Origin of the sequence: Streptomyces spirodelae (assembly GCF_017676385.1) — a bacterium.
GTDB classification, from domain to species: Bacteria; Actinomycetota; Actinomycetes; order Streptomycetales; family Streptomycetaceae; genus Streptomyces; species Streptomyces spirodelae.
Map to the genome: position 1 here is coordinate 1 of NZ_JAFFZN010000028.1, position 19,070 is coordinate 19,070.

At 67.0% G+C, this 19,070-nt stretch carries 16 protein-coding genes and 6 pseudogenes; 12 read left to right on the forward strand and 10 right to left on the reverse strand.

Annotated elements, in window-relative coordinates; translation table 11 throughout:
• Positions 1-216 precede the first annotated feature (216 nt).
• Complete coding sequence (locus JW592_RS25715) at positions 217-585, forward strand: DUF6461 domain-containing protein (RefSeq protein WP_229376878.1); 369 nt, start codon at positions 217-219, stop codon at positions 583-585.
• 344 nt (positions 586-929) lie between these two features.
• Here JW592_RS25715 and JW592_RS25720 read toward each other — a convergent pair.
• Positions 930-1,215: pseudogene (locus JW592_RS25720) on the reverse strand (transposase); the annotation flags it as partial.
• A gap of 23 nt (positions 1,216-1,238) precedes the next feature.
• Positions 1,239-2,027 (reverse strand): annotated as a pseudogene (locus tag JW592_RS25725) (IS110 family RNA-guided transposase); the annotation flags it as partial.
• 153 nt (positions 2,028-2,180) lie between these two features.
• Between JW592_RS25725 and JW592_RS33645 the strand changes: the two are divergent.
• From JW592_RS33645 to JW592_RS25740, 3 genes are all read left to right on the forward strand, one after another.
• Positions 2,181-2,579 carry a transposase gene (locus JW592_RS33645; RefSeq protein ID WP_209267703.1) on the forward strand — a complete coding sequence of 133 codons (399 nt, stop codon included), beginning with the start codon at positions 2,181-2,183 and terminating at the stop codon, positions 2,577-2,579.
• A 34-nt stretch (positions 2,580-2,613) separates the two neighbouring features.
• Positions 2,614-3,108, forward strand: a complete 495-nt coding sequence (locus tag JW592_RS25735; RefSeq protein WP_209267621.1) for a hypothetical protein — start codon at positions 2,614-2,616, stop codon at positions 3,106-3,108.
• A 957-nt stretch (positions 3,109-4,065) separates the two neighbouring features.
• Entirely contained in the window at positions 4,066-5,043 is a 978-nt protein-coding gene (locus JW592_RS25740; protein WP_209267622.1) for a LysR family transcriptional regulator, read from the forward strand.
• Positions 5,044-5,094: 51 nt separating this feature from the next.
• Here JW592_RS25740 and JW592_RS25745 read toward each other — a convergent pair.
• The 3 genes and pseudogenes from JW592_RS25745 to JW592_RS25755 form a co-directional block, all read right to left on the reverse strand.
• Positions 5,095-5,587: pseudogene (locus tag JW592_RS25745) on the reverse strand (transposase); the annotation flags it as partial.
• Positions 5,568-5,903, reverse strand: coding sequence for a class I SAM-dependent methyltransferase (locus tag JW592_RS25750; RefSeq protein WP_209267623.1), 336 nt, complete (start codon positions 5,901-5,903; stop codon positions 5,568-5,570). The gene JW592_RS25750 and the pseudogene JW592_RS25745, both read right to left, overlap by 20 nt.
• Before the next feature lie 34 nt (positions 5,904-5,937).
• Complete coding sequence (locus tag JW592_RS25755; RefSeq protein ID WP_209267624.1) at positions 5,938-6,144, reverse strand: class I SAM-dependent methyltransferase; 207 nt, start codon at positions 6,142-6,144, stop codon at positions 5,938-5,940.
• 326 nt (positions 6,145-6,470) lie between these two features.
• Here JW592_RS25755 and JW592_RS25760 point away from each other — a divergent pair, with 326 nt between their 5' ends.
• On the forward strand, positions 6,471-6,983 hold the full coding sequence (locus JW592_RS25760; protein ID WP_209267714.1) for a beta/gamma crystallin family protein: 513 nt from the start codon (positions 6,471-6,473) through the stop codon (positions 6,981-6,983).
• A 285-nt stretch (positions 6,984-7,268) separates the two neighbouring features.
• On the opposite strand, the pseudogene JW592_RS25765 reads toward JW592_RS25760, so the two are convergent.
• The 3 genes and pseudogenes from JW592_RS25765 to JW592_RS25775 all read right to left on the reverse strand — a co-directional run.
• Positions 7,269-7,670 (reverse strand): annotated as a pseudogene (locus JW592_RS25765) (transposase); the annotation flags it as partial.
• Positions 7,671-8,002: 332 nt separating this feature from the next.
• Positions 8,003-9,490, reverse strand: coding sequence for an FAD-dependent monooxygenase (locus tag JW592_RS25770; RefSeq protein WP_209267625.1), 1,488 nt, complete (start codon positions 9,488-9,490; stop codon positions 8,003-8,005).
• A gap of 81 nt (positions 9,491-9,571) precedes the next feature.
• Positions 9,572-10,183, reverse strand: a complete 612-nt coding sequence (locus JW592_RS25775) for an acyl-CoA-like ligand-binding transcription factor (RefSeq protein WP_209267626.1) — start codon at positions 10,181-10,183, stop codon at positions 9,572-9,574.
• A 183-nt stretch (positions 10,184-10,366) separates the two neighbouring features.
• Between JW592_RS25775 and JW592_RS33700 the strand changes: the two are divergent.
• A pseudogene (locus JW592_RS33700) lies at positions 10,367-10,515 on the forward strand (ATP-binding protein); the annotation flags it as partial.
• 126 nt (positions 10,516-10,641) lie between these two features.
• Here the strand turns inward: JW592_RS33700 and JW592_RS25780 are convergent.
• A pseudogene (locus JW592_RS25780) lies at positions 10,642-10,951 on the reverse strand (transposase family protein); the annotation flags it as partial.
• A 203-nt stretch (positions 10,952-11,154) separates the two neighbouring features.
• Here JW592_RS25780 and JW592_RS25785 point away from each other — a divergent pair.
• Both JW592_RS25785 and JW592_RS33650 read left to right on the forward strand, forming a co-directional pair.
• Positions 11,155-11,805: a helix-turn-helix domain-containing protein gene (locus JW592_RS25785; protein WP_209267627.1), complete on the forward strand. Its 651-nt coding sequence runs from the start codon at positions 11,155-11,157 to the stop codon at positions 11,803-11,805.
• A gap of 80 nt (positions 11,806-11,885) precedes the next feature.
• On the forward strand, positions 11,886-12,128 hold the full coding sequence (locus JW592_RS33650; RefSeq protein ID WP_209267628.1) for a DUF6126 family protein: 243 nt from the start codon (positions 11,886-11,888) through the stop codon (positions 12,126-12,128).
• Between the two features lie 337 nt (positions 12,129-12,465).
• Here the strand turns inward: JW592_RS33650 and JW592_RS25795 are convergent, their stop codons facing one another.
• The gene (locus JW592_RS25795; protein ID WP_307805547.1) at positions 12,466-13,512 is read right to left on the reverse strand and encodes a LacI family DNA-binding transcriptional regulator; all 1,047 of its coding nucleotides are present in this window, start codon (positions 13,510-13,512) and stop codon (positions 12,466-12,468) included.
• Between the two features lie 600 nt (positions 13,513-14,112).
• Between JW592_RS25795 and JW592_RS25800 the strand changes: the two genes are divergently transcribed.
• From JW592_RS25800 to JW592_RS25815, 4 genes are all read left to right on the forward strand, one after another.
• Positions 14,113-15,414 (forward strand): ABC transporter substrate-binding protein, encoded by a 1,302-nt coding sequence (locus JW592_RS25800; RefSeq protein ID WP_209267629.1) that lies wholly within the window; start codon positions 14,113-14,115, stop codon positions 15,412-15,414.
• A gap of 160 nt (positions 15,415-15,574) precedes the next feature.
• Positions 15,575-16,492, forward strand: a complete 918-nt coding sequence (locus JW592_RS25805; RefSeq protein WP_229376867.1) for a carbohydrate ABC transporter permease — start codon at positions 15,575-15,577, stop codon at positions 16,490-16,492.
• Positions 16,489-17,322: a carbohydrate ABC transporter permease gene (locus JW592_RS25810; protein WP_209267631.1), complete on the forward strand. Its 834-nt coding sequence runs from the start codon at positions 16,489-16,491 to the stop codon at positions 17,320-17,322. Before JW592_RS25805 ends, JW592_RS25810 begins: the two co-directional genes overlap by 4 nt.
• A gap of 45 nt (positions 17,323-17,367) precedes the next feature.
• Entirely contained in the window at positions 17,368-18,999 is a 1,632-nt protein-coding gene (locus tag JW592_RS25815; protein ID WP_209267632.1) for a glycoside hydrolase family 13 protein, read from the forward strand.
• Positions 19,000-19,070: the final 71 nt, after the last annotated feature.

Sequence of the window (19,070 nt, forward strand, 5' to 3'; positions counted from 1 at the left end):
AGTGCGGTCGCGCTAGCATGCCGAACGACCAGAATACGGGTGTGGGTGGTGACCTCGGCCGGAAGACCGTGCAGTGGCGCCTGCTAGAGAATGATCCCTACTGGGTGGATGCCGGTGCCGGAAACGGCTAGCACGGCAGTCCCCTGTGGCCTGGTTCGCCGGCCGGGGAACCAGGCCACACAGTGAAGAGCTGACAAGTGAGGCAGCATCGTGAACATGAAGCTTTTGCCGAACTCGGAGCTGTATGACACCGGCTATTGTGCTCTCTTCGTGCGCGGGATTTCACCCACTGACATTCTCTCCCAGATATCGGGCGATGAGTATCGCCCCGTCCTTGTGGACCGGATGGAAGCCGAGGCCATCAAAATGGCCGGGGAGGATCTCGAAGAGGAGGACGTTCCTGAGCTGGATATCGATGAACTGCGCAGCAGCGGGATGATCTGCGCCGACGGCCCGTTGTTGCGTGCCGGCACTCACGATGACTGGTGCTTCGTCATTGAGTCGGAGGGACCTTACCTAGCCAAGAAAGAGATCATCCAGTCCGTATCGCGAGGCACGGGTTGCTCTCTCGGCCCTGAAAAGTGAGACAGGAATCGCCTGGATATCTTACGCGGAAGACGGGGATATCCTCTCTTCCTTCGATCCCCTCCTTCCTCAGTGCGACAGCGGAATCCGACCGGATGTACTCGACAATATAACCGGGTATCGAGAGGCGATCGAGCGCGGAGCCCCCGCAAAGGCGCACCAGAACGCGCTACAGAAGATCCAATACGAACTCGGCTGTGCTGTACCTCAGGAAGCAGATTGCCCCCGCCTGTTGGCTATCCGCCTCCCCGGAGAGTACTACTGACTTTGAAAGCGTGATGTCGTCATGGTGGGGCGAGCACGAGTCGGGTTCCGGTGAGGCAGCCGTCGAGGACGTCGCGGCGCTACTGGACCTGGCGTAGGCCACGCGGATGCGCTGGATGAGGTGTTCGGGGTGGTGAAGGCGACGTTGGACAGCCAGCCGCGCCGCAGCAGGGACCAGATCCCTTCGACCGGGTTGAGGTCGGGCGCGTAGTGCGGCAGGTAGTCGACGGTCAGCCATTCGCGGGTTGCCTCCCACTGCCGCAGATCGGCGGCCTTGTGGACGCTCAGGTCGTCCCAGGCGAGGACGATCGGGCCGTCGAGCTGCTGGTGAGCAGCGATGAGCAGGTCGCGGTAGTCGCGCCAGGAGTCTCAATGACGAAGCCAAGCCGCTGCGTGACCGGCAGGGCGGGGGTGAAGACTCGTCCGACACGCAGCAGTGCCCAGAGCACGCTGGCTCGTCGGCGGGCGAGGGCGATGACGGCCTGAACGTGTTTGCAGCCCTCGCCGCGCTTCTTGAGGTAGAAGTCCCAGTTCGGGCCCTCGCGGATGATGCTGGTCTGCGCGGACATGTAGAGCACCCGTCGCAGGCGGCAGCTGCAGCGCTTGGGACGGTGGAGGTTGCCGGTCCTGCATCCGGAGTCGCGTGGGACGGGGACCAGCCCGGCCGCCGAGGCCAGGTGGCCGACGTCGACGTAGGCGGACAGGTCCCCGGCGGCGACGAACTCGACCCCGAGTATCGGGCCCATGCCGGGCAGGGACTCGATGATCTCGGCCTGCGGGTGGCTGCGGAACGTCTCACGGATCTGCTTGTCGATACGCTTCAGACGGTCGTCCAGGGCCCGGATCTGTGCCGCCAGGTCGGCGACGATCTGTGCGGCGACGTCCTCGCCGGGCAGCGCGGTCTGCTGGGCCTGGGCGGCATCCAGCGCGGTCGCGGCGACCGCGTCGGCGCCGCGCACGCCGCGGTTGGCGAGCGAGGTTGTCAGACGGTACCGGCCGCAGCACCGGATCGCGGCCGGGGTCTGGTAGCCCGTCAGCAAGACCAGCGCACCTTTGCGGGCCGAGTAGTCGAAGGCCCACTCCAGCGCGGGGAAGACCCCGGTCAGCACGTCACGCAGGCGGTTGATCAGCTGCACCCGATCGGCCACGAGGCCGGAGCGGCCAGCGGTCAGCACGGCATCGCCCACATGAAGAACTGGCGAGTCCTTGGTCCGTCACCTTGGCAGCCGCGAGCACGGGCGACACCATAGAAGCCATTGCGGGCCTGCTGACCCGCCAACGGACCGTGGACATGGACCCGACACGGCAGATGTACTAGGCGTTTCTCCCGCATCGTCGCCGCGAACGTCCAGGACCGCGACGGCGCGAAACGCTCACCGCTGTGGACGCGCCTCGACCACCCAAGTGTCACGAAGATCTGGGCTGACCAGGGCTTCGCCGACCGCCTGGTCGACTGGACCGCCACGATCCTCGGCCGCGAACTGGAGATCGTCCGCAAGCCCCCTGACCAGCGGGACTTCCAGGTCCAGCCGAAGCGATGGGCGGTTGAGCGCACATTCTCGCGGATGAACGCTCACCGTCGCCTCGCCCGGGACCACGAGACCAGCCCGCCCAGGTCGGAGACCATGATCCGCTGGGCGATGATCGGCATCATGGTCCGCCGCCTCGCGCGAGGCCGACCGGTGACACGACAAGGACCTTGGCCCCTCTCCTGCGTCCCCAGCCCATGACGGGTACCGGCAAGCGGTCTGCTTGGATACGAATATGGACAACGGCGGCCACCAGGAATCAGGTCTTTCCAAGAGCGCGTGGAGCGATGCCGACTTCGAGGAGATGGGCTGGCACGACGCCACCATCCACGGCCTGTCAGTGCAGGAAACCGAGGAGATTCTGCCACGGCTTCTCCTTGACCTCGACTACATCGTCCGCTGGGTCCACCCGGTCCCACCGGCGACGCATTTCTCCTTCTGGGTGTCCCCCGCAACGCTCGTCTTCGAAGATGTCTGGGACCTTGAGGGGGACCTTGACTTCAAGCGCACGATCCCGGACCTGAAGATCAACGGTTTGCACCGTCTGGTGCCTGACGACGGCCGACAAGATCTGCCGCTCTGGCACATCGAGGGCCATGCGTTCGAATTGAAGTTCCGCGCGTCCGGATACCGCCAGTACTTCCGGCAGGCTCCGACGCTCATCGCTCAACAGGCACTGCCATACACAGAGCGTGGGGGTTACGCCTTCACCGAGATCGGATTCAACTGACCAGTGACGCTTCGGACCCTCGACCGACGGGCAGCAACAGCAACCTCTCAACACGGCGCTGGCCAGATCTCAAACGCGCACTGAGCTTCTATGCCCTGGTAATTGGACCCGCCTGAGTTGGCTTTGGCGTTCGTGGCGGATGAAGCGCAGGGGCTGGCATCAGCCGACTCCTGACCGAGCCCGTGATCGGTGAGGCCAGCAGATCCGGCCTCACCCGGGGCACTTGACTCACCCCGAGGCTCGTACCTGGCGTGACAATCGGTTACGGAACCGTACTGCCCGGTACCTCTCGATGCGAGCCGTGGCACGGAATTGACGCGCAGCTGGAGGTCAAGGGGTCGTGGGTTCAAATCCCGCCGTCCCGACTGCGAAGATCGCAGATCGGAAGCCGTTCCAGCGTTTGCTGGGACGGCTTCTTGCGTACGTGCGTTTGCTCCCATGATGGGAGCCCTCCGGGAGCACTCGCGCTCCCACGCTCCCAGCCGTCAGCAGTGCCGCCGCTGCTGCGCACCGTCGTCAACGGTGCGGTACCGACACGCCCCGGCGGGTGGACGAGTATTCCCGAGGGGGCACAAGAGCCCCTTGACCGCACGGGGAGGGCGGGCCGGGCCGCTACGATCTTGCGGCTGACACGCTCCCGCCCCTTCCTCGCACAGGGAAGGGACTTTGCCCAGGCCAGCGCGGCAGTGCCGGTCGCCCCGTGACGCACCCCCGCGAAAAGCCCGCTACGCGGTCCGCTCCGGGGCGGGGGCACCATCAACGAGTTCGCTCACGGGCACGGCATGCGTGACTGCCGTTACCGAGGACAGCCGAAAGCCCACCTCCAAGTCGGCGGCCATGGTGAGGGCATTCCCTCGGTAAGCAGGTTTGGCTGCCGCGTCAGCGCGCGAGCCGGCCCGAGCCTCGATCGCCGCAGGTGAGCTGGTTCCGGAAGGGAGTCGACGCTAGGTTCTTCCCATGGCAATACGTGGCAACGGGGCCGTGCCCCCGCCCACCGGACCGTCGAGCGGGAACGCGGACCCGAGCGTCCATCAGCTCCGGCTCTTCATCGCCCTGGCGGAGGAACTGCACTTCGGGCGGGCCGCCGCACGGCTGTTCATGACCCAGCCGGCGTTCAGCCAGCAGATCCGGTCCTTGGAGCGGCGCCTGGGGCTCCAGTTGATCGACCGTACCTCCCGCACCGTGGAGCTGACCTCCTCGGGGCGTGCGCTGCTGCCCCGGGCGCGCGCGGTGACGGATGCCATGGCCGAGCTGCGCCGCGCGGCCGAGGCCCGGTCGCGGCAGGTCTCCGGGCGCCTCGTGATCGGCACGCTCTCGGCCGAGCCTGCGATGCCGCACACCCACGCCATCCTCGACGAGCTGAACAAGCGGCAGCCTGGGCTTACCGTCGAGATGCGCAGCCTCAACTTCGTCAACCAATACGAGGCGTTGGCCTCCGGCGAGGTGGACACCGCCTTTCTGCGCCCACCCGCCCCGCACGGCATCCAAGTGCTGGAACTGGCAGAGGAACCCCGTGTCGTCTGCCTCCCGGCCGAGGACCCCCTGGCCGCCGAAGACAGGCTGAGGCTGGATCAGCTCTCCGGACACACCATGGTCACCATGCCGCCCGAGTCACCCCGGGAATGGCGCGACTACTGGGCCATGAACCCCCGCCCCGACGGATCGCCCCCGCGCTTCGGCCCGTTGGCCGTGGACGTGGAGGGTGTGCTGCACGTGGTCTCGCGTCGCCAGGCCATCGGCTTCCTCCCGGCCTCCGCCCGCACCTTCTATCCCCGCCCCGGCATCGTCTACCGCGACCTGGTGGACGCCCCCTCGTGCACGATGGCCCTCGCATGGGCCGCCAGCAACCGGGACCGCGCCGACATCGCCCTGATCCGCACCATCGCGGCGATGGTCGTACGGGACTCGGCCATTCAGGAGGAGGGGCGCCGCTAGGAGTTGTCGTCAAAGCCACCTCAGGAGTGATGCGAGGGTGACTGCTACTTAGTAGGTCTCGGCGGTCTTTTCGTAGCGGGTGGCGATGCCGCGCCACTGTTTGAGTCGTCTGAAACACCGTTCCGCCACGTTGCGCTGCTTGTGGATCTGCTTGTCGAAGGCGGGTGGACGGCCGCCGAGGCGGCCTCGCCGGGCCCGGTTGACGATCTCGTCGGCGCGTTCGGGGATGGTGTACGTGATCTTCCTGTTCCGCAGCCAGGCGCGGATCGCCTTGGAGCTGTAGCCCTTGTCGCCGATGAGATGGTCGGGCCGCGTCCGGGGGCGTCCCGGTCCGGAGCGGGCACCCGTATCGCCTCCATGACGTGGGTGGGGCCCGTACCGGTCGGGCACGTCCCGCCAGGCGGAACCGGTCCGCAATTTCTACACGATCCCGTTGAGAACCTGCCGGTCATCCACCCGCGGACGCCCCCTTGGAAGGCCGGGGCAGCAAAGGCTGCAACAACTCCCACTCGGCATCCGAAAGCTCATGGCGACGTGAACGGATCAGGTTTCTTCAACGCGCTTGTTCGGGAAGCCATGTCGCTGATCAGCTCGCGGTAGAAAGCCCAACAGTCGTCGTGCGGCGTGCTGGGCCCTTCGGGTTCCTCATCGGCTGGGCCATTCGTCGGCGGGCCTGAGAAGGCGAACAGGCCACCGGGGCGCAGCACCCGATGGGCCTTGCTGATCGCCGTCTCCGGATCGTCGAGGAAATGGAGGGTGAACCAACGGGTGACGACATCGAAGTAGTTGTCGGGGAGATCAAGCTGGTGGCGTCCATGACACGGCAGCCCAACTGCGGGCGTCCAGTGATCGGAGGCCAAAGCAGCAAGCATCTTGGGGCGTTGTCGATCGCGATCACCTCATCGCGATTTCCCACAGCACGGTTGCCGGCCCAGTGATCGCCCCACGACCGGCAACAATGTCCAAAACCCGACCACCAGGCCGCAGCTCGCACCAGGCGACGAGACCGCGACCGAACGACGTACTGAAGAACGGAATATGCTGACCGTATTCCTGCGCCAACTCGTCGAACAGCCGCTGAACAGCTTCCGTGTCCGTCACTCGGCACGCTGACAGTCGGCCGCAGGGCAATCAACGAGGTTTCTGACCTCGGGCGGTGGATCGCGGGATGGATCACCCAGCTCCGCTGCCCTCGCCGACGCATACGGGGGTCCCGGCGCTGGTGAACCACCCATAGAGAGTTCACTATCGATCCGGTCGAGATCCTATCGGCCCAGCCTTGAGTGGGCTTCGGCTCTCCTGCAAGCATCGGACTGCGGCATTTTCCCGATGAGTTCGGCGGTATTCGATGCCCCGGCTTCGCAACCGGTGCCGTGTGTACTCGATGAGACTTCGAATCGACCAACTGGAAGAGAAGACCATTGCACGTGGGATCACGAATCGCTGCTGTCGGCGTCGCTGCGCTGGCGGCGGGAACACTTTCCACCGGCTCGGCCTCAGCGTGGAGCACGGCCGACGCCGCGAGCGGCCCGGAGCACTGCGCCATCGTCATCAAGAAAGTCGAGCCGGGGCAGGCGGAGTCGAAGGTCGTCTCGGAACAGTGTGCCGACAGCGCGTCGGCGCTCAACGTGAGGGCGTCCGGCACCGCAGCCCCGCCGGCACCGTTGTTCACACTGTACGACGACAGCAACTTCGCCGGCCGCTCGTACACCATCTACGGCTACGACGGCGACTGTGACCCTGCCGGCTACAGGTACCCCACGCTGGGCTGGTCGTACAACGACTTTGCGCGGTCGATTCGGCTGCACGGTGCCTGCAACACGGCCAACGTCCACGAACACGCGAACTGGGGCGGCGCGGTGACGCGGGTCAACGACTACCGGTCCGACCTCGGCTACCTCAACGATCGCGTCAGCTCGATCGCGGTCTGGCACAGCTAGTACTCCAGCCCGTTTCGCGATCTTGTGTCGAGCCCGGCTGGGAACGGGTACGGCCACCGCGTGATCATCGGGGGTTGGACTCCTGAAAATTCGCGCGGTGGCCGCAGGCCGTAGCGTGGACCCTGGCTGCCTGGCCCGGTCCTGCTCGGGGTAGGCCACCATGTGCCCGGGGAGAGTGAGGGCTACGAAGTCCTTCGCAAGCCAGTCCGGATACCGCGGTTCGAGCCCGAGCCCGCAGTTCGAGCCCGAGCCCCTCCTGACGCGGCGGATAGCAGCGAGCGAGATCGTCCGTGACCGTCTCGGCTGGAGCCGGGCGAAGGAGCGTTCGGCCACCCAGCGCACCTTGTCCAGTCCGGAACCTGGGGCGACGCCACGTCGGGCGATCACGGGTTTGCCGCCGCGCTTCCACAGTAGGAACTGTGCTTGTCGAAGTCGTGGCCCCGGTCGGCGTACAGCCGCCGGGGCTTGTGGCGGGGCGTCCCCGCACACCCCGGATCAGCGGGACCGCATCCAACAGGAGCATGAGTTGGGTGGCATCGTGCCGGTTGCTGCCGGTAGGCGTCACGGCGAGCGGGGTTCCGTGGCGGTCGACGATCAGATGGTGCTTGGAGCCGGGGCGGGGCCGGCTTCCGTCCAGTCCCGCTGTCGGCGCCAGGCCGTAACTCCCGAGCATCCGCAGATCCCGCTGCAGCCCCAACCGCATGGCCTCACTCGCCAAGGCGGTCCTCACACTGGAGTTGACACGCCGAAGAAGCGCGGTGAGGTTTCTGCGTTGCTTGCGGGGAGCCCCGTGTCAGCGCGAGTGAGACGATGAGGCCCGTCAGGTGGCGGGCCTCGTCGTCACTGGCTCAGGAAGCCGATGGCATCAGGTACGGGCATCGTTGGACTCCGGCTCCCTGCTTTCGAGCACGCGGAGCAGGGACGCCGTAACGACGTGCGCCTTCGCCCGATGCGAAGTACGCGACTCGTGTCACCAACCGCGAGTTGATGACCCAGCTCAACCGCTGACCTGCTCCAGCTCACGGGCGGGCGTCGCTCAGCGGTCCGCCGAACCATTGGTGCAGCGCGGCTCGCAGACCGTCGACGTCGTTCGGCTCGTGTCCGGTCCATGCTATGTGGCAGTCGGGGCGCAGCAGCAGGCCGGTCGCGTTCGTGCCCTCTGCCTTGCCGCTCATGACATCGACCCGGTCGTGCCAGGGCTTCGCGGCCTCGGCGAAGTCGCCGCACAGGTCCAGCAGCAAGGGCCGGGCGGTGGTTGTCAAGTCGGCCAGCCGGCGGGGGCCTGCGCCGGTGTGGACCACGAGGTCGGGCGCGAAGCCCTCGGTGGTTCCAGCGAGCAGGTGGGCGATGCATTCGGTGCCGCCGGGTGAGGCGAGCAGGTCGCCGAAGACGGTCCGCAGGGCACTGACTTCCGGTCCGGGACGCATCAGTGCCGACTGGGACAGGGTCGAGGCCACGACGTGTTCTGCGACAGGCCGGCGTTCCTCGTCGTAGGTGTCGAGCAGACCTTCGGGGGCCCACCCTCGCACTGTGGCGGCCAGCTTCCAACCGAGGTTGACCGCGTCCTGCAGGCCGAGGTTGAGTCCCGGGCCGCCGATCGCCGAGTGCACGTGGGCCGCGTCGCCCAGCAGCAGTACCCGCCTGTCCCGGTAGCGCTCTGCCAGTCGGGTGTTTCCGCCGACAAGACGTCGAAGCAAGTGCGGTCCCTCTCCCTCCGGCGGACCCAGCGGGACGGGCACACCCAGCACACGTTCGGCGCTCGCCATCATCTCTTCGAAGGTCATCGGAGTGGTGTGCTCGTCCGGCCTGCCGGTTTCGGTGGTGTTGAGGACAGGCACTCGGCCAGGCAGCAGGCCCCACGCGATCGTGCCGCGCTCCGTGCGCACGTACAGCAGGGGTGGCAGGCTGCCGTAGCCGGGAACGTGCAGGCTGCCGTCCGGACCCAGGTATTCGTCTGTCACGGACACGTTCGCGGAGCGGGTGACGAAGTCGTCGGTGGTCACGCCAGGGAAGCCGATGCCGGACAAGCGTCGTACCACGCTGTGTCCCCCATCAGCCCCTACCAGGTAATGGGCGGTGAGAGTCTCACCGCCGGCAAGGGTGATCCGGACGAAGTCGTCGTCCTGGTGCAGATCGGCCACCTCCTGCCCCCTGCGGAGGTCGACGCCGAGTTCTACGGCGCGTTCGGCGAGAACCCTTTCGATCTGCTCCTGCGGCGCCGGGAGCAGGCTCACGGGGTTGTCATTGAGACCTGTGAGGTCCAGCGTGAACGCGCCGAACATGTAGCGGGGCGCGGGTCGGGGCGGTTCGCTGGATCCGCTGATGCGTGCGTAGAGACCACGTCGGTCGAGCATCCGCACCACCTGACCAACCAGACCGTTCGCCCGGGGCTCGGTCTTCGGGCCGGCGAGACGCTCCAGCACGACCGGACGCACCCCAGCCAGTGCCAGCTCGCAGGCGAGCATCAACCCGTTCGGGCCGCCACCGACGATTACTACATCAAGCATGACATTTCTCCGCATCTAAGGAATGGAGGGGGTAGGGGTGGCTGCAAGCAGCAGCCCCTGTTCAGAGCGGAAAGGAGGGGCCTACGGAGTGGGAAGTCCGGTGGCCACCATGCGCAGAGCCCGGGGCAGCAGAACCTCCATCGGCTCACCCGTACCGCCTTGCACGAACAGCTCGAGGGCGGCATTGTTCGCGGCCATCACGCTCGCGGCCACCAGGCGAGGGTAGAGATCGGCCCCGGGATCCGTGCCCGTGCGGTCAGCGATCGCTGCGGCAAGCTCCTTCTCCGCAATCTTGCTCGCACGCAGCATCTCGGCCTCCAGTGCGGGTTCGGCCAACATCACCCGGAGACCGGCCGCCCACTCATCGGGCTCCTGGGGTGGCATGTGCTCCACCTCGGGGCCAGGCTCCAGCTGCCGTAGTGCCGCCCGAGTGATTGCCTCCCACAAGGGCTCGCCGGACGGTCCCTGTCGCAGCTCGGCCGCGAGCCGCAAGGAGCGCTCACGGTAGCGAAACGCGATCGCTTCGGCCTTGCTGGAGAAGTAGTTGTTGTAGGTGCGCGGAGACACACCGACCGCCGCAGCGATGTCTTCGACCTTGACCGCACTCCACCCGCGCTCGACGGTGAGCCGGACTGCGGCCCAGCTCAGCGCTGTGCGCGTGGCTTCCTTCTTCCGTTCCCGAAGACCACTCATAGCCATTCACGCTAGCAGAGAGTGCGTGGCACGCAAATATTCGCGCCACGCAACTTTCTGCTCAAGGGTCTGCCGGCTCGGACTGGATGAGGCAGTGACCGCCCGATGCGCACTCGAGCGGCATCCGGCCACCTCCGTGCACGACACCTGTCGCACATCAGACACAGGAGGGTTCATGCTGCTGCCCTGGTCGTCATCAGCAACCGGACGCCCAGCGACAGGCTTCCCCTCTTCCCCAACCCCGTTGTCGCCGAGTCGTTGCTGTACCGGCTGATCAACGCCAGCCACCAGGTCGTCATGAACGGCGCCCCGGCTATCGACCCAACAAACGCCTCGGAGGGCGAGAGTTGGTCTCACGACACCAACATCAAGGAGGTTCGGATGCTGCAAGGAGTACTGAGCTTCTTCGGCGTTGCAGCTCCAGCGTGAGGACCGCCTTGGCGATTGAGGTCATGCGGATGGGGCTGCAGCGGGATCCGCGGAAGATCCGCCAGGCCACCGGGATCGGTGACGACCTGCACGTTCACGCCGCGGCGCCGGTGTTTGTGGGAGTAGTCGGCCCGGCCGTCGCCGACCCGGTCGCACTCGGCGAGGGCGCCGTCGAGTAGGACGAAGTCGGGCTCGTGCTCGCGCAGTATCTTCAGCGGACCCGGCGCACGCGCGGCGAGCAGGGCGACGAGCGCGCTGGTATAGGCGTGGGCGGTGCTCGCTTATTCCGAACCCGGTGGCGATCTTCGCGACAGTGATGTGTTCGCGCAGGTGCACCAGTGGAGAGCTTCGGCCGTTGCTGAGGCTGCTCGGCGAGTTGTCGAAGAAGTCCGGCGAGCCGTGGAGGAAGCAGGGAGGAGGGCGGCCCCGGTTCGGGGCGGCGGCCCAGGACGAATCGGTTCACGGGCTGGACGACATTGCCGAGTTTTTGCCTGGGAGGCAAGACTTTTGCCCAGCGGGAGGAGTCGTGTCTTAATCAGGGTATGCGTCCGAACCCTCCCCATGATGAGTCAGCCGGGCCGGAGGCGGGAGACCTCCCCGCGTTCGCGCCCCGGATGCGCCTGCTGAGGCGGCGCAGCGGGCTGACTCTGGAGGCGTCGGCGCACAGGGCCGGTCTCTCCCCCGCCCACCTCTCCCGGCTGGAGACCGGGAAGCGACAGCCATCTCTGCCGCTCCTGCTCACCCTCGCGCGTGTCTACGGCACGACTGTCGGCGAGCTCCTGGGCGAGACGGCCACGGCCGCCCATTCCGTGGTCCGGGGCGCCGAGATGGAATCCGTCGATGCCGGAGGGTGGCGCTACTGGCAGGCGGGCAGGTCCGGGCACGCCATGCAGGCGCTCCGCGTCCATGTGCCGCGCGGCAGGCAGCGCGATCTGGTCCGCGTCCATCCCGGCGAGGAGTGGATCCACGTACAGCGCGGGGAACTGCGGCTGGCTCTCGGACAGGTCACCGAAACGCTTGCACCAGGGGACTCGGCGCACTTCGACTCCCTCACCCCGCACCGTCTGGAAGCCGTCTCGGCCAACGGCGTGGACCTGCTCTTCGTCCACACGCTCCTCCAGTCCCCCACCGCCGACCTCTGTGTGAACGGCCTGCCCGGCCACGCCGCACACGGCAGCACCCCGCAACGCTGAGCCCCGACCCCCACCCCGTAGGACTCCCGGCCCCCGCATGTGCGAGTCCTGGCCGCAAACGAGCAGAAGGCTTTCCGACCATGACCACCGAACAGCCCGCCCAGCCGCAGCCTCCGGCGTCGGGCACGTCCGTCTCCGGGCAGCCCTCCCCAGGTTCCGTCCCACCGCCCGCCCAGCGCAGACGCAGGGACGAACCGGGCGAGGAGCGCGGTGACGGGCGCTTTCCTCGCGGTCTGGCCCTGCGGCTGTTCGTCTACGTGGTGGCGGGCCATCTGATGGCCGGTTTTCTGTTCCTGCTCTTCGAATTGGGCGGCAGCCGATAAGCGAGGGAAGCTCCGGTAGGCCCTTGGCCGTCAGGCGTTGCCGGCTCGAAACCGTCCGGGCCGAGGTATCGCTGGCGGAGACTCAGGCCGGACCGCCACCTGGGTGAGCCTGGCGCCCGCCCGCGCTCTCGCCCTGATCGCCGCTGCGGACGGAGAGTCCCTGTTCCGCCGAGGTTCGACGATCGGCAGACGTCCTTCACCCCGGTACGGCATGACCGTGGCCGGAAGTGCGCAGTGGCGCGGGCACCCACCTGCAGCGTGGTACGGGGCGCCGGACCACGGAACGGCAACGACACAACGACACAACGACACGAGGTGTGCCGGGAGATCTTGTCTGTCAGACACCGGGAGCCGGCGCATCGCGCGGTGGCGGGGCCGTGGTGTTCCGCGGGATCAGGCGGGTGGGAAGGACGATGTGCTGCTCCCGGTCCGCCTCGGGGTCGTTGACGAGGGTCTGGTAGAGCTCGCCGACGGCACGCCCGATGTCGGCCGGCTGCTGGGCGATCGTCGTCAGGTCCGCCCACCGGGCGGTTTCGTGGTCGTCGAAGCCGAGCACGGACATATGGTTCGGGATCTCGATACCGGCCCTGCGCAGGGACCACAGGACGGAGACCGCGACCTGGTCCTGGTCCACGAAGATCGCGGTAGGCGGCTCCCGCAGGGTCAGCAGTTGCCCGACCGCCTCCACGATGCCGCGTTCGTCGTCGGCCGACGAAGCGACCACCAGTTCCTCGTCGAATGCGAGATCCGCCTCGGCGAGCGCCTGCCGGTAGCCCGTCAGCCGCTCGTGCGTGCTGAAGACGAAACCGCTGGGGCCGATCGTCTGGAAGAAGGCGATACGCCGGTGCCCCAGGTTGATCAGGTGCTGGGTGCCTTTCCGGGAGGCGTCCACGTCGTCGACGTACACGCTCGCCCGGCCCTTGGCGTGCTGGCTGACGTATATGACCGGCATCTCCAGGTCGTCCAGCCGGGTCGCCTCCTCGTCGGTGAGGTCGAAGGAGAAGACCAGCAGCGCATCGGCGTTCCGCCTGGCCGGCAGCCGTTCGAAGAAGGAGGCGCGCTCGGCCATGTTCGGGGTGACATAGACGACCAGTTCCATGCCCGCGGCGCGCAGCATGGGCCCGAGGTTGTCCAGGACCGTGCCGATGAACCATGAGTTGAGCGTGGGCACGAGGACGGCCACCGCCCCGGTCTTGCCCGTCACCAGGCTGGCGGCCTGACGGGAGACGGCGAAGTTGAGCTCCCTCGCGGCCTGCTCGACCCGCGCCCGCACGTCAGGGGTGACGTTCGTCAGTCCGCGGAGAGTACGCGAGACCGTGGAGGGGGAGACCCCGGCCAGCTGGGCGACATCGACCATGGTGGGGTGCCGTTGCACTGAGGGCATGGTCAGGACGCTAGCACGAGGACAAGGGCGGATACGAGAGCTCATGACAGCGCTGTCAGAGCTCTTTGCCGCGAAGACCTCCCCGATTGATCGTCTGCCCATGGCTGTAATTGGGCAATTCTGGACTTATGAGTCGTTCAGTTACTACGACGTAGCGCATTGACTTCATCTGATCCCACTCCTAGCGTGGCATCGCTTTCCTGAGGAAGCTGACACCAGTCCCCAGCGCCAGGTAACCACCCCATTCACCTGCGCTTTAACTCCTCAGACGCTCAAGACAGCGCATGCATACGCCCGTTCATCCTCGACGGCATCAGCACCCGGCTCCCAGCCGAAGACAAGAAGAGACTCCACATGACCACCACAGGTAATGGGTTGGTTACCAATCGCCATCAGGGCGGAGAACGCTGACCACACCGACCGGCGCAACGCGTCCGTCGTCACGGGCCATCGGCGGGTTCCGCCAATGCCGGCCAGCCGGCCTGCGCGTTCCCCCCTGCAGCGCGTACCCCTTTCCGCCCCTTTCTTCCCCGAACCCGGCCGCGGCTCTTCCCCGGCGGTCGGCAAGCCTTTCCGCTCAGCAGCGTCAGGAGAAACACCGTGAACGCCCGTACCGCCAGAGCCCTGCAGTGCTCGTCCCTACTCCTCGCCGTCGGCCTCGCCGCAACCGCCTGCGGCTCATCCGGGGCAAGCGGCTCCGCAGCGCAGGACGAGCCCGAGTTCACCGGCCGCGGCCCGATCACGTACGTCGCCGGCAAGGATTCGACAGGCGTCACCAAGAAGATCATCGACCGCTGGAACACCAACCACCCCAAGGAGAAGGTCACCTTCATCCAGCTGCCCACGGACCCCGACACGCAGCGGCAGCAGATGATCCAGAACGCGCAGACGAAGTCCGACGCCTACACGGTGCTCTCCCTCGACGTCGTGTGGACCTCGGAGTTCGCCGCACACCGGTGGATCGACAGGCTCCCGGCCGACGAGTTTCCGCTGGGGAAGATGGTGAAGCCCATCGTGGAGACGGGTAAGTACCGCGGTGGCCAGTACGCGATCCCGGCCAGTTCGGACGGCGGCATGCTGTACTACCGCACCGACCTGCTGAAGAAGGCCGGGATAGCCCAGCCCCCGACCACCTGGGCCCAGATGAAGAAGGACTGCGCCAAGGTCAAGAAGCTCCCCGGAGCGAAGGGCATGTCCTGCTATGCGGGGCAGTTCCACAAGTACGAAGGTCTGACGGTGAACTTCGCCGAAGCCGTGCACTCGGCGGGCGGCGAGATCCTCGACGCGCACGGGAAGCCCCACGTCGACACCTCGAAGGCGCGCAAGGGGCTCGACTTCCTTGCCGCGTCGGTCAAGGACAAAACGATCCCGAAGGAGGCCACCACCTACCAGGAGGAGGACGCACGCCGTGCCTTCCAGAAGGGTGAGCTGATCTTCGCGCGAAACTGGCCCTACATGTACTCCCTCGTGGAAAAGAGCAAGAGCGAGACCTCCGGGAAGTTCGCCGTCGCTCCGCTGCCCGGCCTGAATGCCACCGGCACCTCCAGCCTCGGCGGCCATGATCTGGCCCTGTCCTCCTTCGCGAAGAACAAGGCCACAGCCATCGATTTCATGAAGTTCTACACCAGCGAGGCCAACGCCCGCCTGGCTCTCAAGGACGGCTCTCTCGCACCGCCCTATGCGAAGCTCTACGACGACAAGGCACTGGTGAAGAAGTACCCGTACCTGCCCACGCTCAAGCGCTCGATCCTGCACGCGCAGCCACGCCCCCGCGTGGTGCAGTACGGCGACGCGACCGCGGCCATCCAGCGCGAGGCCTACGCCGCCATGACCGGCAACAAGAGCAGCAAGCAGGCCCTGAGGGATCTCCAGAAGTCCCTGCGCGACGCCGTGGCGCAGTGAGGTGCCGGTCATGGTGAAGACCCACTCGGCCCCCGGAGGGCCTGCCGGGACGGAGGAGCAAGGCGCACGCTCGCCCTCCGCGGGCCGGCGCGGAGACCGATCCGCCGGCCCGTCGCGCTGCCGACGGCGCCGGCCCCGGGCCACAGCGGGCTCCGGCGGGATGGCGGCGCTCCTGATCTCCCCCACCCTGCTGGTGCTGGCCCTCGTCGTGCTCTACCCGACGATCGTGGCCTTCAAGGAATCCTTCTACGGCAAGGCCGGCCTGGACCCGGAGACGGGCTTCCTGAACAAGACCGCGCCGTTCGTGGGCGGGCAGAACTACGCCGACATCTTCTCGCCCGCCGGCGAGCGGTTCTGGAACGCTTTCTGGAACACGTCCTTCTTCACTGTCACCACGGTCGCACTGGAGACGGTGATCGGTGTGGCGATGGCGCTGATCATGCACAAGGCGTTCAGGGGACGGTTCCTGGTACGGGCCAGCATTCTGATCCCCTGGTCGATCCCCACGGCCATCTCCGGTCTGCTGTGGCGCTGGATCTTCAACAGCCACGGTGTGGCCAATGAGATCCTCGGGCAGCAGATCCTGTGGACCACCGAGGGCTTCCACGCCCAGGTCGCGGTCATCATCGCCGAAGTGTGGAAGACCGCACCGTTCATCGGCCTGTTGGTACTCGCCGGACTGCAGGTGATCCCCAGGGAGGTTTACGAGGCGGCCAGGATCGACGGGGCCAACTCGCTGCGCCAACTGTGGCACATCACCCTGCCGCTGGTGAGGCCCGCACTGCTGGTCGCAGTGCTCTTCCGCACCCTGGACGCGCTGCGCATGTTCGACCTGCCGTACGTTCTGATCGGCGCTCACAAACACTCGGTGGAGACCCTGTCGATGCTGGCTCAGGACGAGGCCGCCAATGTGCACTTCGGACCGGCCTCGGCCTACGCGGTGCTGCTGTTCCTCTACGTCTTCCTCATAGCAATGGCCTTCGTCAGGCTGCTGGGCACCGACCTCGTCGGGGAGAGCGACGCTCCCAAGCGGGGCCGCAGGTGGGCGGTACGGCGCCGGAAGGGGCTGACGGCATGACGGTCACAGCACGGGTCCGCAAGTGGCTGCCGTACGCGGGGATCATCCTGGTCGTGGGCTACTGCCTCGCACCGTTCTACTGGATGCTGGTCTCCAGCCTGCGGCGTACCTCCGACATCTTCCAGAACACGCCGATTCCCACCCGCATCTCCTTCGAGAACTACCGCGCGATCCTCGATCCCTCCCAGGAGTTCACCCGGGCCCTGCTCAACAGTATTGTCGTGGCCGGCACCACCACCCTGCTGGCCCTTGTTCTGGCGACCTTCACGGCCTACGCGATGGCGCGCTTGTCCTTCCCCTTCAAGCGCCTGGTACTCACTGTCATCATCGCCACGTCGATGTTCCCCGTGGTGTCGATCGTGGTCCCGCTGCTGAAGGTGTTCACCGGTATCGGCTGGATCAACACCTACCAGGCGATGATCGTGCCCAGCATGTCCTTCGCGCTGCCGCTCGCCGTGTGGAACCTGACCACCTTCTTCCGCCAGATGCCCATGGAGCTCGAACAGGCCGCCATGGTGGATGGCTGCACCCGCGGCCAGGCCTTCCGCAAGGTCATCGTGCCGCTGGCCGCGCCCGGTCTGTTCACCACCGCGATCATCACCTTCATCTGCGCCTGGAACGAGTTCCTCATCGCTCTCACGATGGCCAACGAACCGGACATGCAGACCGCCCCCGTGGCGATCTCCAAGTTCTCCGGGGCCACTCAGTTCGAAACACCGTTCGGCAGTCAGATGGCAGCAGGCGTAGTGGTCACCATTCCGCTGGTGATCATGGTCATCGTCTTCCAGCGCCGGATCGTCGCCGGACTCACCTCCGGTGCGGCCAAGTAGCCCTGCCCGCACCGATTCCCTGATAACCAAGGAGTAGGCAACAGCATGCCTCGCAACACGCCCTGGTGGCGCGACGCCGTCATCTACCAGGTTTACATCCGCAGCTTCGCCGACGGCGACGGCGACGGAGTCGGCGACATCGCCGGCATCCGCTCCCGGCTGCCCTACCTCGCCTCGCTCGGCATCGACGCCATCTGGATCAACCCCTGGTACGTCTCGCCGATGGCCGACCACGGATACGACGTGGCGGACTACAGGAAGATCGACCCGCTGTTCGGCAGCGTCGCCGAGGCGGAGCAGCTGATCGAGGAGGCCCACCGGCACGGGCTCCGGGTCATCCCGGACATCGTGCCCAACCACACCTCCGACCGGCACGAGTGGTTCCGGGCCGCGCTGGCCGCCGGCCCCGGCAGTCCGGAGCGGGAGCGCTACATATTCAGGGAAGGACGTGGCCCTGACGGCGCCGAACCGCCCAACGACTGGCAGTCCTGCTTCGGCGGAGCGGCCTGGACCCGGCTGGAGGACGGGCAGTGGTACCTGCATCTGTTCGCACCCGAGCAGCCGGACCTCAACTGGGAGCATCCCGAGGTACGGGCCGAGTTCGAGGACGTGCTGCGGTTCTGGTTCAGCCGCGGCGTGGACGGCTTCCGCATCGATGTGGCGCACGGTCTGATCAAGGACCCCGAACTTTCCGACCTGCAGCCGGGCCAGGAGCCGCGCGCCGAGGCCGGGCAGCAGCCGGTGGGCCACCCTTACTGGGATCGCGACGAGGTGCACGAGGTCTACCGCGCCTGGCGGCGCGTGGCCGAGGAGTACCCCGGCGAACGGAAGTTCGTCGCCGAAGCCTGGGCCCCGGATACCGAGCGGCTCGCACGCTACGTCCGCCAGGACGGCCTGCACACCGCGTTCAACTTCGACTTCATGATGACCCCCTGGGATGCCGGCCGGCTGCGGGAGGTCATCGACACTTCGCTCGCCTCGCTCGGAGCCGTCGGCGCCCCGACCACCTGGGTCCTGTCCAATCACGATGTGATGCGCCACCCGAGCCGCCTGGGCCGCAAGGTGGTGAAGCAGTGGGTGGCCAATGAACCCTACCGGCCCGAGGGGCCGCTCGATCTCGAACTCGGTACCCGACGCGCCCGCGCGGCGGCGCTGCTGATGCTCTCCCTCCCCGGGGGCGCCTACATCTACCAGGGTGAGGAGCTCGGCCTGCCCGAAGTGGAGGACCTGCCCGAGGAGGCGCTCCAGGACCCCAGCTGGAAGCGCTCCGGCATCAGCCGGGACGGCTGCCGCGTGCCGATTCCGTGGGCCGGGCAGAGCGCCCCGTACGGCTTCAGCCCCCGGGACGCCACCGGCGAGCCCTGGCTGCCGCAGCCGACGGGGTGGGAGAGCTACAGCGTCGAGGCGCAGACCGGTGACGGTTCCTCCATGCTGGAGCTGTACCGCCGGGCGCTGCACCTGCGGCGCGAGCACGACGCACTCGGCGAGGGGGACCTGCGGTGGCTGGACGCGCCCGCGGGGGTGCTCGCCTTCAGCCGTGAGCCGGGTTTCGCCTGCGTGGTGAACCTCTCGTCCGAGCCGTGCCCTCTGCCGGAGCACGAGGCCGTGCTGCTGGCCAGCGGCGATCTGGAAGCGGGCAGGCTGGCCCCGGACCAGGCGGTGTGGCTGCGGCGGTAGCCGAAGTGCGGGGCAGACGCCCCCGATTGCTGTCTTCGCAGCCCTGCAACGGGGCTGCGAAGACGGCGGCG